Annotated in this window: 13 protein-coding genes; 6 read left to right on the plus strand and 7 right to left on the minus strand. The window is 66.5% G+C overall.

What is annotated here, in order from left to right; translation table 11 throughout:
• Nucleotides 1-66: 66 nt before the first annotated feature.
• The 3 genes from ACFK0J_RS17735 to pruA all read right to left on the minus strand — a co-directional run bounded on the left by ACFK0J_RS17735 (nt 67) and on the right by pruA (nt 4,280).
• On the minus strand, nt 67-1,503 hold the full coding sequence (locus ACFK0J_RS17735; protein ID WP_378741615.1) for an amino acid permease: 1,437 nt from the start codon (nt 1,501-1,503) through the stop codon (nt 67-69).
• Between the two features lie 165 nt (nt 1,504-1,668).
• The gene (locus ACFK0J_RS17740) at nt 1,669-2,637 is read right to left on the minus strand and encodes a proline dehydrogenase family protein (RefSeq protein ID WP_378741617.1); all 969 of its coding nucleotides are present in this window, start codon (nt 2,635-2,637) and stop codon (nt 1,669-1,671) included.
• A gap of 5 nt (nt 2,638-2,642) precedes the next feature.
• Nucleotides 2,643-4,280, minus strand: a complete 1,638-nt coding sequence (gene pruA, locus ACFK0J_RS17745; protein WP_378741619.1) for an L-glutamate gamma-semialdehyde dehydrogenase — start codon at nt 4,278-4,280, stop codon at nt 2,643-2,645.
• Nucleotides 4,281-4,408: 128 nt separating this feature from the next.
• Here pruA and ACFK0J_RS17750 point away from each other — a divergent pair, with 128 nt between their 5' ends.
• Entirely contained in the window at nt 4,409-5,668 is a 1,260-nt protein-coding gene (locus tag ACFK0J_RS17750; RefSeq protein WP_378741621.1) for a PucR family transcriptional regulator, read from the plus strand.
• Between the two features lie 110 nt (nt 5,669-5,778).
• On the opposite strand, the gene ACFK0J_RS17755 is transcribed toward ACFK0J_RS17750, so the two are convergent.
• Nucleotides 5,779-6,081 (minus strand): hypothetical protein, encoded by a 303-nt coding sequence (locus tag ACFK0J_RS17755; protein WP_378741623.1) that lies wholly within the window; start codon nt 6,079-6,081, stop codon nt 5,779-5,781.
• Between the two features lie 533 nt (nt 6,082-6,614).
• On the opposite strand from ACFK0J_RS17755, the gene ACFK0J_RS17760 reads away from it, so the two are divergent.
• Both ACFK0J_RS17760 and ACFK0J_RS17765 read left to right on the plus strand, forming a co-directional pair.
• On the plus strand, nt 6,615-7,223 hold the full coding sequence (locus tag ACFK0J_RS17760; protein WP_378741625.1) for a hypothetical protein: 609 nt from the start codon (nt 6,615-6,617) through the stop codon (nt 7,221-7,223).
• 249 nt (nt 7,224-7,472) lie between these two features.
• Nucleotides 7,473-8,477 (plus strand): acyl-ACP desaturase, encoded by a 1,005-nt coding sequence (locus ACFK0J_RS17765; protein WP_378741627.1) that lies wholly within the window; start codon nt 7,473-7,475, stop codon nt 8,475-8,477.
• Between the two features lie 24 nt (nt 8,478-8,501).
• Here ACFK0J_RS17765 and ACFK0J_RS17770 read toward each other — a convergent pair whose 3' ends face one another.
• On the minus strand, nt 8,502-8,858 hold the full coding sequence (locus tag ACFK0J_RS17770) for an Rv2640c family ArsR-like transcriptional regulator (protein WP_378741629.1): 357 nt from the start codon (nt 8,856-8,858) through the stop codon (nt 8,502-8,504).
• 97 nt (nt 8,859-8,955) lie between these two features.
• On the opposite strand from ACFK0J_RS17770, the gene ACFK0J_RS17775 reads away from it, so the two are divergent.
• On the plus strand, nt 8,956-9,132 hold the full coding sequence (locus tag ACFK0J_RS17775) for a hypothetical protein (RefSeq protein WP_378741631.1): 177 nt from the start codon (nt 8,956-8,958) through the stop codon (nt 9,130-9,132).
• A gap of 31 nt (nt 9,133-9,163) precedes the next feature.
• Nucleotides 9,164-9,937, plus strand: coding sequence for an arsenite methyltransferase (arsM, locus tag ACFK0J_RS17780; RefSeq protein ID WP_378741633.1), 774 nt, complete (start codon nt 9,164-9,166; stop codon nt 9,935-9,937).
• 48 nt (nt 9,938-9,985) lie between these two features.
• Here arsM and ACFK0J_RS17785 read toward each other — a convergent pair whose 3' ends face one another.
• Both ACFK0J_RS17785 and ACFK0J_RS17790 read right to left on the minus strand, forming a co-directional pair.
• On the minus strand, nt 9,986-10,675 hold the full coding sequence (locus ACFK0J_RS17785) for a DUF998 domain-containing protein (RefSeq protein ID WP_378741635.1): 690 nt from the start codon (nt 10,673-10,675) through the stop codon (nt 9,986-9,988).
• Entirely contained in the window at nt 10,672-11,856 is a 1,185-nt protein-coding gene (locus ACFK0J_RS17790) for a lipase family protein (protein WP_378741637.1), read from the minus strand. The genes ACFK0J_RS17785 and ACFK0J_RS17790 overlap by 4 nt, the downstream gene beginning before the upstream one ends.
• A gap of 289 nt (nt 11,857-12,145) precedes the next feature.
• Here ACFK0J_RS17790 and ACFK0J_RS17795 point away from each other — a divergent pair, with 289 nt between their 5' ends.
• Nucleotides 12,146-13,699, plus strand: coding sequence for a phytoene desaturase family protein (locus tag ACFK0J_RS17795; protein ID WP_378741639.1), 1,554 nt, complete (start codon nt 12,146-12,148; stop codon nt 13,697-13,699).
• Nucleotides 13,700-13,701 lie beyond the last annotated feature (2 nt).

A 13,701-nucleotide genomic window follows, 5' to 3' on the forward strand; every position in this document is an offset into this window, starting at 1 on the left:
TGGGTGGCCACTGGTCCACCCACCCAACCGGTCCGAGGAGCTGGCGTCAGTTGCCCCTCGGAGTTCCTATACCTTGTCGGCCACCTCGGCCGAACCGGAGCGCTCCAGCTTGGAGTGCGTCCGCGAGTAGCCGAAGTACACGGCCAGGCCGGCCAGCAGCCACACCGCGAACCGCACCCAGGTCTCCCACGGCAGCGACCAGATGAGGTAGAGCGAGAAGCCGATACCGATGATCGGGACCACCGGCATGAGCGGCAGCTTGAACTCACGCGGCTCGTCGGGCCTGGTGCGGCGCAACACGATCACCGCGACCGAGACGACGATGAAGGCCATCAGGATGCCGATATTGGTCAGCTCCGCGACCACGGTGATATCCAGCAGGCCCGCCATCACCGCGGCGCCGATGCCGACGATCCAGGTCACCCTGGTCGGCACCTTGCGCACCGGATGCGTCTTGGCGAACCACTCCGGCAGCAGCCCGTCGCGGCTCATCGCGTACCAGACGCGGGTCACGCCCAGCATGAAGGTGAGCACCACGGTGACGATGCCGACGATGGCGCCGATCGCGATGATGTTCGCGATGCCCGGCATGCCGACCGACTCGAACGCGGTGGAGAAGCCGCTGGTCGGGCTGATCTCGGTGTACTTCTGCATGCCGGTCAGCACCAGGGTCGCCAGCACGTACAGCACCATCGCGATGGCCAGCGAGTACAGGATGGCCTTGGGCAGGTGCTTCTTGCCGTCCGTCGATTCCTCGGCGGCGGTGCTCATCGCGTCGTAGCCGAACACCGCGAAGAACACGGTGGCCGCGCCGGTCCACACCGCACCGGCGCCGAATGGGAAGTACGGCGTGTAGTTCGAGCTGTCGATGTGGAAGACACCGAGCACGATGATGAGCAGTACCAGCGCGACCTTGATGCCCACCGCGACGGTCTCGAACCGGCCGACGCTGCGGATGCCGCGCGACAGCAGCCACGCCGTGCCGAGGCAGAACAGCACCGCGAAGACGTCGACCACATGGCCTTCGCCGGTGCCGCTCGCACCCATCATCCAGTTCGGCAGGTCGATATCCACCTGCCCGAGCAGGAATCGGAAGTAGCCCGAGACGCCGATGGCGACCACCGCCGCCACGGCGATGTACTCCAGCAGCAGATCCCAGCCGATGAACCAGCCCGCGAGTTCACCGAGCGAGACGTACCCGTAGGTGTAGGCGGAGCCCGCCTTCGGCACCATGCCCGCGAACTCGGCGTAGCAGAGCGCGGCGGCCGCGCTGGCGACACCGGCGATCAGGAACGAGATCAGCACCGACGGACCGGTGACGGAGTGCGCGACCGCGCCCGCGAGGGTGAAGATGCCCGCGCCGATGATGCCACCCACGCCGATCGCCGTGAGCTGCCACAGACCGAGCGACCGCGCCAACTGTTCGTCGGCGGGGGCGCCCTCATCGATCTCCCCCATGGGTTTGCGGCGCAGCATCTGGCTACGCAACTCCGCGATGGACATGTGCTTCCTTTCGTCCTCCGCGCTACGCGACGATGCGTAACGCAGATCACACTTCGAGCTGTGGTTACTAAATACGACCACAGCGGCCCTGTGATCGGCGAGTTGGCCAAATATTGTTCAACGCGGTTGGCCAACCGCACGGGCGCGGCTCGATCGCGCCCCGCGCTACCGCTGACTACCGGGTTTCAGCGAGCGCAGGAAGAACGCGACATTGGCCGGGCGTTCCGCCAGCCTGCGCATGAAGTAGCCGTACCACTGGTCGCCGTAGGGCACGTAGACCCGCAGCCGGTTCCCTTCTTCGACCAGCCTGCGCTGTTCGGCGTCGCGGATGCCGTACAGCATCTGGAACTCGAACTCGTCGGGTTTGCGATGCGTCGACTCGACACAGTCCTGGGCCGCCTGGATGAGCGCCGGATCGTGGGTGGCGACCATCGGGTAGCCGTCGCCCAGCATCAGCACGCGCAGGCAGCGCAGATAGGACGCGTCGACGGCGGCGCGATCCTGAAACGCGACGGACGCGGGTTCCTTGTACGCGCCCTTGCACAACCGGATCCGGGACCCATAACCCGACAGTTCCCGGCAATCGGCCTCGGTGCGGCGCAGATATGCCTGCAACACCGTGCCGAGCGTGGGGAAGTCGGCCCGCAGTTCCCGCACGATGGCCAGGGTGGAGTCGGTGGTCGTGTGATCCTCGGCGTCGATGGTCACCCAGGCGCCCGCGGCCTCGGCCGCCACGCAGATCTGGCGCGCGTGGTCCAGCGCGATCGCGTGACCGTCCTGCGGCAGGGACTGGCCGAGTGCCGACAGCTTGAGCGAAACCTCCAGCGGCCGAACCGATTCCGTGTCCGGCTCGACCTCGAGCCGGGCCAGCGCGGACAGCATGTGCAGATAGTGCGTGACGGTGGTGCGGGCCTGCTCGATCTCGGTGGTGTCCTCACCGAGGTAGTCGATGGTGACATACCGGCCGGAGGCGAGCAGGGATTGCACGGCGGCCACCGCCTGATCCGCGGAGTCGCCCGCGACGAACCGGTCGACCAGCTTCTTGGTGGTCCGCATTCGCGTGATGGTGCGCTCCATGCGCGGCGAACGGGAGGCGGCCAGCATGGCGGGCCGCAGCAGAGTGGAGAAGGCCATGAGCGCTACGCCTCCTGGTGCGGGTAACGGTGGTCGGTCGCCGGGACGAAGGTTTCCTTGATGGTGCGGGCGGAGGTCCAGCGCAGCAGGTTCTGTGCCGAGCCTGCCTTGTCATTGGTGCCGGAGGCGCGCGACCCGCCGAACGGCTGCTGGCCGACGACCGCGCCGGTGGGCTTGTCGTTGATGTAGAAATTGCCCGCGGCGAAGCGAAGGCCCTCGGTCGCCGCGCTGATCGCGGTGCGGTCGTCGGCGATGATCGCACCGGTCAGTGCGTACGGCGAACCCTTGTCGACCAGTTCCAGGGTCTGCTCGAACGAGCCGCGGACCGAGTCGTCGTAGACGTGGACGGACAGGATGGGGCCGAAGTACTCGGTGTGGAACGCCTCGTCGGTCGGATCCTCGCCGAGCAGCACGGTCGGGTCGACGAAGTAGCCGACCGAGTCGTCGGCGTGCCCGCCCGCCGCGATCGACAGACTCGGCGTGACTTTCGCCCTGGCGATGGCCTCGGCGTTCTTGTCGAAGGCGCGCTTGTCGATCAGTGCGCCGCCGAAATGGCTGAAGTCGGTGACGTCGCCGTAGCTCAGCGTGGCGACCTTGTCGACGAACTCGCGACCCATCTTGGCCCACACCGACTTCGGGATGAAGGCGCGCGAGGCAGCCGAGCACTTCTGACCCTGGTAGTCGAACGCGCCCCGGATCAGCGCCGTCGTCAGCACATCGGGGTCGGCGGAGCTGTGCGCGAGGACGAAGTCCTTGCCGCCGGTTTCGCCGACGAGGCGCGGATAGGCATTGTAGTCGGAGATGTTCGCCGCGACCGAGCGCCACAGGTGCTGGAACGTCGCGGTGGAGCCGGTGAAGTGGATGCCCGCCAGCCGGCGGTCGGTCAGCGCGACATCGGAGACCTTCGGGCCCGCGCCGTGCACCATATTGATCACACCGGGCGGCAGACCGGCCGCCTCCAACAGTTTCATCGTCCAGTACGCCGCGACCGACTGGGTCATCGCGGGCTTCCAGATGACGGTGTTGCCCATCAGGGCGGGCGCGGTCGGCAGGTTACCCGCGATCGCGGTGAAGTTGAACGGGGTGATCGCGTAGACGAAGCCGTCCAGCGGGCGGTATTCGACCTTGTTCCACACACCCGGCGAGGAGATCGGCTGGTCGGCGAGGATCTGCCGGGCGAAATGCACGTTGAAGCGCCAGAAGTCGACGAGCTCGCACGGGCTGTCGATCTCCGCCTGGTAGGCCGTCTTCGACTGCCCCAACATGGTTGCGGCGGCGATCGTTTCGCGCCACGGGCCGGCCAGCAGATCCGCCGCACGCAGGAATACCGCGGCGCGATCCTCGAACGACAGGGCCCGCCAGGCGGGCGCCGCCGCGGTGGCCGCCTCGATCGCGTCCTCGACATCGCTCGGCTTCGCCGTGGTGAGGGTGCCGAGCACGGCGGCGTGGCGATGCGGTTGCACCACCTTGATCGTCTTGCCGGAACTGCGCCGGTGCTCGCCGCCGATGACGTGATGGACATCGGTCGGGGTCGAGCCGAGTTCGGCCAGCTTGGCCTGCAACCGTGTACGTTCCGCACTACCGGGGGCGAACGTGCCGACCGGCTCGTTGACCGGCCGCGGTGTGGACACGATGGCATCCATGATTCCTCCTGCTGGGTGTGGCACTACTGAGGGTGAGCGGAAGTCAACACCGGAAAAGTGCCCGGGAAATGGGCTAAAAGGACAAAGATGGGATGAGTGTGTTGTCGAGTTGGCCGAAAGGCGTAGTCGTGGCTGTTGATAGTGGGCTTGTTGCCGCGGACATCGACCTGTTCGGTCTTGCGCAGATCGTTGCGCAGAACGCGGGTGGCATGGTGTCGATCGAAGACCCGCAGTCCCATGTGCTGGCATATTCCGCCTCCGACGAGGCCGCCGACCAGCTGCGGGTGATGTCGATCCTGGGTAGGGAAGGGCCGCGCGAGTATCTGGCGGTGCTGCGGAAGTGGGGCGTGTTCGACCGGTTGCGGCGCACCGATGAGGTCATCGATGTGCCCGCGCACGAGGAGTTGAACATCAAGCGCAGGCTCGTGATCAGCGTCCGGCACCCGGCCGACGGGGCCGCGCGGGCGCCGCGGGTGCTCGGCGCGATCTGGTTGCAGCAGGGCGATCGGCCGTTCAAACCGGACGCGGCGGAGATTCTGCGCGGCGCCGCGGCCATCGCTGCCCGCCTCATCTCGCGCAGCCTCGACGCGCCGTCCACCGAAGCGCTACTCGTGCAACGGCTGTTCGGTGCGGGCGCCCCCGTCGACGTCGCGACCGTGGCGAGCGCGCTGAACCTGCCGCTGACCGGTCCGGCAGCCGTGGTCGGTTTCGCCCTCACCGCCACCGAAACCGCGCCCGCCACCGAACCTTCGGCGCTGGGCAACATGCTTCGCCTGCGCGCCAGCTCATTTCGCAACGACTCGGTGACGGCGACCCTCGGCGATCGTGTCTACGTGCTGCTGCCGAGCTACAAGGCCGCGCATGCCGTCACCGCGTGGACCCGCCAACTGGTCGAGCAGCTCGAATCCAAACGCGCACTGGCTCTTCGGGCGGCCATTGCCTGCCCCGTCGCCGACCTGAGCAGCGTCGCGGATGCCAGGCGCGAAGTCGACCGGGTACTCGACAGCACCATCGCCACCTACCCGAGAGGTCGGGTCACCACCCTCGCCGAATCCCGCACCGCCGTCCTGCTCGGCGAAATCCTCGATCTCGTCGGCACCCGCCCCGAACTGCACGACCCCCGGCTGCGCGCACTCTCCGACTATGACCTCAAACATTCCGCGAGCCTGCGCGAAAGTGTGGACATCTACCTTCGGGAACACGGCGACGTGCGTAATGCCGCCACCGCCCTACAGGTCCACCCGAATACCTTGCGCTACCGCATTCGTCGAGTAGAAGAGATCCTTCGAATAGACCTCACCGACCCCGCCGACCGGCTGTTGCTGGAGATTCAGCTCGCGTTGCATCGGCGCGAACACAGTCGCGACGGCGGATCCACGCCTCGCTGAGCGCCCTCGAATAGGGTCGATTCACCGCCCAGCCAGGACTCGGCATGACCGAAATTCTTCGCTGCCGCCGTCGTTACTCGCGCGGCAGCGAAGTTTCGCTTGTGCGGGGTCTAGCACTTCCCCTTCGCGGCATCCCGGATCCCGGCAATGGTCGACTGGCGGTCGGTCTCGCTGAGTGTCGCCCATTGCGGCGATTGCGGAAGCAGGGCGATCGTTTCCTCCGCGGTCTTGTTCGCAGACTCCTCACTGACCGCCTTCAACTTGCTCAGCACCGGCAAGTAGTTCTCGCACGACTTTCCGCGCACCGCGTCGTTGAGCGCGGCGGACGTCGGCGTCGCCTCCGTACTCGCCGTCGAGCTACATCCAGCAAGTGCCAGTGCGGCTCCAATAGCCAGCAAGGCAATACTTTTCATCCACATTCCCCTCATCAGAGTGGCGGTCACGCTACCCGCCCCAACCCACCCCGTCCATTTGATCGGCCAACGACCCAGGCGACGATCATGATCAACGGGACATGCTGGCGGCATCGCCCGAGAACACCCCACCACCACGTCCCGTTGACTGCGGCAGCGACCATGGGCGCGCGGCGTTGACCGGCCCGCCTCCCGGTCCGTTGCGCGTCGGGATGGTCGACGCTGCGCCGATCCCGGGTGTGGTCGTGCATCCGGAGGTCCGAGCCGCGGTCGAGGCGGCGGCCGCGACCTTGCGGCGGGCCGGTCACACCAGCCGTTTGGCGCCGAGCCGAATACCCGGACACATCCGGCGACCCTTCCGTACCGAACTAACTAAGGCTGACTCGGCTTCACCGCCATCTGCGCTCGGACAGAGGGATCCCAGCTCCAAACCCGGTGAGAGTCCCGCTCTGAGTCGATGCGCCGTGCAGTGCTGCCTCCGGCAGCAGCAGCGGCACCGCTCGATGTCCAGGATGAACCACGTAGGAGGAATAATGGCCAAACCCCTGTCCGCGCTGCTCGCAGCCGGATTTTCGGCTGTACTCATCGCCGTAGCCGCCTCGGCGCACGCGGCCCCGGCTCCGATCGCCGACCCGGCCGATGAGGCAGCAGCAATGCAGCAGAAACAGGCCGAAGAGAATATGAATCTGTGGGCGAAGATCGCGGACAGGTTCTGCGGGATGAAGGGGGAACCCATAAACCCGCAGAAAGATCTGGAAGGCTCGCGAAAGCAATTCAGCGATGAAGGGATACGAGCCTACGACAAGGCGTACAAGCTCTCCCCGCTCGAGTACTACAACGACCGTCATCCGGCCGACGAGGCCCGCCGTGCCCTGATGGGGAAGGACAGCAAGTACGCCCCGCCGCTCGGCGCCACAGACGCCGACAGGCTGCGGCAATGGCGGTATCTGCTGTGCAGCAGCGCGGAATTCAAGCGCGACTGGGCCAATGCGTACAAGACCTATGAGGAGCAACTGGGCACGAAGATGAAGCCGGGTATGGACGAGGAAGACAAAATCCTCGACCTGTACGACGAGAAGATGGACATGATGCTGAAGGTGCTGGCCAAGGAAGAGGGGGAGGAGGACGACTCCGAGGACTGAGTCAGCGGTTCGCAGCGCCTCCCGAGCATGCGACCGGCCTGCGGTGCGAGACCGCGGGCCGGTCTTGCGGCGGCTGAGGGGGCAGCCATCCACGACACCGCCCTCATCGGCACCGCCATCAGTTCTGGGGGCACCAGGATGGCCAGTTGAATTGACACCTACGGATCCGTAGGCTCGCGGAGGTTGTCGCGCTGGCGGTATTGCTCGTTCCAGCGAATAGTGCGCCAAAACGTCTGAGGGGTAACGCAAATGGGGAGAAAACTGACCCAGCTCGAGCTGCTCATGGAGCTCGAGCCGATCGCGGAAGCGAACGTGCATCGGCACCTGTCGATGGCGAAGGACTGGCACCCGCACGACTATGTGCCGTGGGACGAGGGCCGCAACTTCGCCGCGATGGGCGGTGTCGACTGGGACCCCAGCCAGTCGCAGCTATCCGACGTCGCCAAGGCCGCGATGATCACCAACCTGCTCACCGAGGACAACCTGCCGTCCTACCACCGGGTGATCGCGGAGAACTTCTCCCAGGACGGTGCCTGGGGCACCTGGGTCGGCCGGTGGACCGCCGAGGAGAACCGGCACGGCATCGTCATGCGTGACTACCTGGTCGTCACCCGTGGCGTCGACCCGGTCGAACTGGAAAACGCCAGGATGGCCGCGATGACCACCGGCTTCGATCCACTGGCCGTGGCCAAATACAGCGACGTCGATCCCAGTACGGTCCCGGACACGGGTTTCCTGCTGGGCGTGGCATACGTGACGTTCCAGGAACTCGCCACCCGCCTCAGCCACCGCAACACCGGCCGGGTGTGCGACGACCCGATCGCGGACAAGATGCTGCAGCGCATCGCCGCCGACGAGAACCTGCACATGATCTTCTATCGCAACATGTGCGGCGCGGCCCTCGACCTGGCACCCGATCAGGCGATCGAAGCGATCGCGCTGACCCTGATGAACTTTCAGATGCCGGGCGCGGAGAACCCGAACTTCCGCCGCTACGGCGCGCTGATGGCCAAGCACGGCATCTACGACATGCGCCAGCACCTCGAGGACGTGGTGATGCCGGTGCTGCGCATCTGGAAGATCTTCGAGCGCAACGACTTCACTGCCAGCGGTGAGCAGAGCCGGGAACAACTCGCGGCGTACCTCGCGAAGTACGAGCGGGACATGCTCAAGTTCGAGGAGCGACGCGACCGGATCGCGGCCCGTCAGGCCAGCCGCCGTGAATCGGCACCGCTGACCACCACGCTGAGCTGACCGGTTCCCACGACCGAGGCGTGGTCAGCAGCAGTTGGGATCCAGGACGAGACACAGCGCGGCGAGGGCGTCGCGGCGAGCATGGTGATAAACGCTCATGCCGCGACGCTCGGACTCGACTAGACCGGCCTTCCTGAGCTGGCCGAGATGATGGCTGACCGTCGACTCGGCCAGCCCGATCGCGGTCGCCAGATCGCCGGTGGTCGCCGTGCCATCGGCGCTGGTGAGTAGCCGCGACATCAACTTGACCCTGGCGGGATCGGCAATCGCCTTGAGCCGCAGGGCAACTTCCAATGCGTCGGCGTCACCGATCGGTGCGGCCGCCACCGGGCGGCAGCAGACCGGGGTGGACATGTCGACCAGGGGCAGCGTCTTGGGCACGGATTCACTCTACCGGGGATATTGACATATGTCGAAAAGGTCGCGACCCTGAATGGGCAAGCTCTTCGATATATGTCTCACAGGTGGAGGTTCTGTCATGTCCGATATTCAGATCGACCGCAATGCCCCGGGCGATGCGGTGCAGACTGCGACGACGGTCGGCAAGGCCGCTCCGTGTTGCGGTACTGCGGCAGCGGCCGCCGCGGAAGACGCGTGCTGCGGTAGTGCGGCCAAGTCCGAAGCGGTCGCCGCCAAGGCCGGCTGCTGCGGGTGAGGTCCGGGACGCGAGGGATCGAGGATCAGTGATGAGTACTTCGGATCGCGATGCGGTCAGGGAAGCTGTCCGCGCCCGATATGCCACGGCGGCAACATCATTCGCGCGTTCGACGGCCAACGCCTGCTGCGGCCCCAGCGGCTGCTGCGGCGCCGCGGTGGAGTTCGAGGAGGCAAGTTTCGGTCACCAGCTCTACCCGGCGGCGGACCGTGACCTGATCCCCGCCGACGCGGTGGCGGCCAGCCTCGGCTGCGGCAACCCGCTCGCCGTCGCCGAACTGCGCGCGGGCGAAACGGTGCTGGACCTCGGCTCCGGCGGTGGCATCGACGTGCTGCTCTCGGCGCGCCGAATCGGCCCGTCCGGCAAAGCCTATGGCCTCGACATGACCGATGAGATGCTGGCGCTCGCTGCCGCAAATGCCCTGAAGGCAGGCGCGACGAACGTCGAATTCCTCAAGGGCACAATCGAATCCATTCCACTGCCGGACCAGACCGTGGACGTGGTCATCTCCAACTGCGTGATCAACCTGTCCGTCGACAAGCCCGCGGTCTTCGCGGAAACCTACCGAGTCCTCACTCCCGGTGGCAGATTCGGCGTCACCGATGTGGTCGCCGAGGATCACTTGACACCGGAGGACCGCCAGGCCCGCGGTGAGTACGTCAGCTGTATCGCCGGTGCGCTCACCATGAGTGAATACCGCGCAGGTTTGGCCGCAGCCGGTTTCACCGACATCGAGATCACGCCGACGCACGCGGTGGCGGCCGAGATGCACTCGGCCATCGTGAAAGCCGTCAAACCAGGTTAGTCCCGAGTAGTCGTGGCCGCGCCGTCGCGCGCGGCCACGATCCGGGGTTCAGGCGGCCGCTCGGGAGATTCGGGGTAAGGCGATGAGAACAGCGACGCCGGTGCAGATTCGCCACAGCACGAACGGGTCTATCGCCAAGCGCTCGGCGCCACCCGCGCCAAGGCCGAGGTGGCCGGGGGCGAGACTGGCGATCACACCGATGACGCTCACGACAAGTAGCGCGAAAGTGACTGCGGTGTAAGCGCGGTAAGGCCGATAGAGGCGGGCGACGATGACCATGATCGCGATGCCGGACAGCAGTTCGAGGTAGGCACCGGCCGGATGCAGCACGGCCCGCAGCTGGTTGCCGCCGGGCACCTCACCCGCGCTGCCCGGGAAGATCCCGACGAGGACGATGCCGACACAGTTGACCGCCGCCAGAATGGGAATCGACCGTCCGAGTGGGGTTTTCGGCAGCAACGGGGCGAGCAGCAGGGCCGCGGCAAGAACCAGAATGCCGAGCAGTACGAATTCGGTGGACATCAGCGCATGCCACGGCGAACAGATGTAGCGGGGCGTCGCCGCGCCGTATTGCCCCATGTCGCCGAAGCATTCGGGCACACCGAGGTCGCTGATCATGTTGTCGGTCCAGCTGTACGGGTGCGGTTGCGGCCAGCGAGCGGCGACGATCAATTCGGCGATGTAGTAGGTGACGGTCAGGACCAGCAGGACCGCACCGGTTTTCAGGCGGGCGCTCACCGGCGGCAGGTGGTGGCCGGGACGGGCGCACCCGTGAAGCGGTCATTGATCCACGCGGTCACGAGATCGCTACGGGCCCGCCACGCTTCGTGGCCGCCGGGCAGGACCGTGTCCACCAGATCGGTGCCGAGCAGGCACATGTCGGCGACGGCCCGATTGCCCCATTCGGTGTTGACCAGATCGTCTTTATCGCCGCGTGCGATGAAGGTCGGGATATCGGTGGCCACCTTGGGCAGATTTCCGCTCGCCTCGTAGTCGGCTAGGGCCTGCCGAGCGTCGTCGTCGACGAATTGGACGGCGGCCGGTGTCGCCGATTGGCCGATGGCGAGATCCTTCAGCGTCGACTGGCCGGTGCAGAGCCCCTCCAGCCGGGGCGCCGCCGTGAGCAGCGCGCCGTGCAGCACCTTGTCGAAGGAGTAGTCGGGGTCGTTGTAGCGGACGGCGGCCACCAGATAGGGCAGTAGCAGATACTGACCGATGGTCAGCGTCTGCGTTTCCGCGGCGTGCGCCAGTTCGCTGCGCAAGGCTGGGGACAGCAGCACGTTGCCGATGATCTTCAATTCGGGTGCGTAGTCCTTGGCCGTCTCGGCCGCGGATTCGGTGGCCCGGCCGCCCTGGGAGAGGCCGACCAGCACGACTTGCTTCGTCACCGGCAGGTCGAGCGCTTCCGCGGCCCGGACCGAGTCCAGCACGTCGTATCCGGAGGACTCGGCGTGCAGATACGGTGCCGCGCCGGGACCGTCGAGGCCCTGATAGTTGGTCATCACCACCGCTTTGCGGCTGTTGAGCAGATCGGCGACCGTGGTGTCGTTGCCGTACAGCCCGGGGGAGTTCGTGGGTGCGCAGTCACTGGCGACCCCGGAGGTGCCGTGCGCGTAGGCGACCAGCGGCCAACCCCCTTCGGGGGCCTGACCTTTCGGCAGGTACACCGCGCCCGATACCTCGATCGGTGATTTGTCCGGTGCGGTCGAGATGTACCGGATGTAGGTGGCCGACCCGGCCGCCGCCGAGATCGTCGGCCCGCCGTTCGTCAACGGTCGCTGCGCGACCAGCGTGCCCGGTCGTTGTGCCGCGTCGGTGGTGTCGGCGGTGTCCGAGGAGTTGCCACAGCTCGCGGCGACCAGCACCGCCGTCGCGGCCAGGGAAATCCACGTCAGTGCCCTCTTCGGTCGCACGATCATTCGCTCCTTCGATTTCTGCTGCGCACCGTTGTCGAACCCCCCGCACCGTCACTGCCCTGCATCGAAGCGGGCGGTGACGGGTCCCAGCAAGATCAGGATGTCCTGTGATCGTCGTCTCCGCACCGCGGAGTGATCGGAATCTCAGTTTGGCAACCGATCCGTTACCGAACAGCTAAAACTACTTCAGTCCGACCGGCCGAACGGCGTTGCCGCCGCCTCGGGCGGCTGCGGTGGGCACTCTTCGTCGGGTGGGGTGTCGATCGGCCGGAATCCGTGCTATCGAGGACGGATGAAGCCGACGCGGTCCTCGTATGACGTGGTGATTGTCGGCGGTGGCCACAACGGGTTGGTGGCCGCCGCGTACCTGGCCCGGGCCGGGCGGTCGGTGCTGGTGCTGGAGCGGCAGTCGCACACCGGTGGGGCGGCGGTGTCGGCGCGGGTGTTCGCCGGGGCGGACGCGCGGTTGTCGCGGTACTCGTATCTGGTGAGTTTGCTGCCGCGGCAGATCGTCGAGGAGTTGGGGCTGGCCTTCGCGACGCGACGCAGGCGGATCTCGTCGTATACGCCGGTGGGTGAGAGCGGATTGCTGGTGGATACCGCTTCCGAAGCGCGCACCCGGGAAAGTTTCGTCCGGCTCACCGGCTCGGATCGGGATTTCGTTGCGTGGCAACGGTTCTACGGTATGACGGAGCGACTGGCCGAGCGGGTGTTCCCGACGTTGACCCGGCCACTGCCGACGCGGACGGAGTTGCAACGCGTCATCGATGACACCGTCGCCTGGGAGGCGCTGTTCGAGCGGCCGTTGGGGGAGATCATCGAGTCGGCCTTCGACGACGACACGGTGCGCGGCGTCGTCCTCACCGACGCGCTGATCGGCACGTTCACCCACGCCCATGATGCGACGCTGCGGCAGAACCGCTGCCTCCTGTACCACGTGATCGGCGGCGGCACGGGGGACTGGGACGTACCGGTCGGCGGTATGGGCGCACTGACCGACGCGCTCGCCGACGCCGCACGCGGGGCGGGCGCGGAAATCGTCACCGACTGCGCGGTGACCGCGATCGAAACCGACGGTGCGACCGCCGAAGTGCGCCATGCGGCCGGGGCGGTCGGTGCGGGCCATGTGCTGGTGAACGCCGCGCCCTACGAGCTGGCCCGGCTGCTGGGCGAACCGGAGGGCCCGAAACCCGAAGGCTCGCAACTGAAAATCAATATGCTGCTGAACCGCTTACCCCGCCTGCGCGATACCTCGGTCGACCCACGCGAGGCGTTCGCCGGGACTTTCCACATCGGCGAATCGTACGCACAGTTGGATCAGGCGTATGGCGAGGCGGCGATCGGCCGCATCCCGTCCGCGCCACCGTCGGAGATCTACTGTCACACGCTGACCGACCCGTCGATCCTGTCACCGGAGTTGGCCGCGCGGGGTGCCCACACCCTCACGCTGTTCGGATTACACACACCGGCAAAGCTTTTCGCCAAGGACCCAGCCGCAGCGAAGGACGAGCTGGTGAAAGCGACCTTGGCCCAGCTGGATTCGGTGCTCGCCGAGCCGATCAGTGACTGTCTGGCCGTCGACGAAAACGGGGAACCGTGCGTCGAAGCGAAGACCCCGATCGATTTGGAGCGTGAGGTCGGCCTGCCCGGTGGACATATCTTTCACCAGGACTTGGCATTCCCGTACCGAACCGACGACTTCGAGATCGATCCGGCCGCGCGGTGGGGCGTCTCGACCGGTCACCGCAATGTGTTCCGGTGCGGCGCGGGCGCGGTCCGAGGCGGCGGCGTCAGTGGCATCCCAGGTCACAATGCCGCCATGGCCGTTCTCGAACCGCACCCGTAGGG

It is taken from the genome of Nocardia brasiliensis (assembly GCF_042691675.1).
Taxonomy (GTDB): domain Bacteria; phylum Actinomycetota; class Actinomycetes; order Mycobacteriales; family Mycobacteriaceae; genus Nocardia; species Nocardia brasiliensis_D.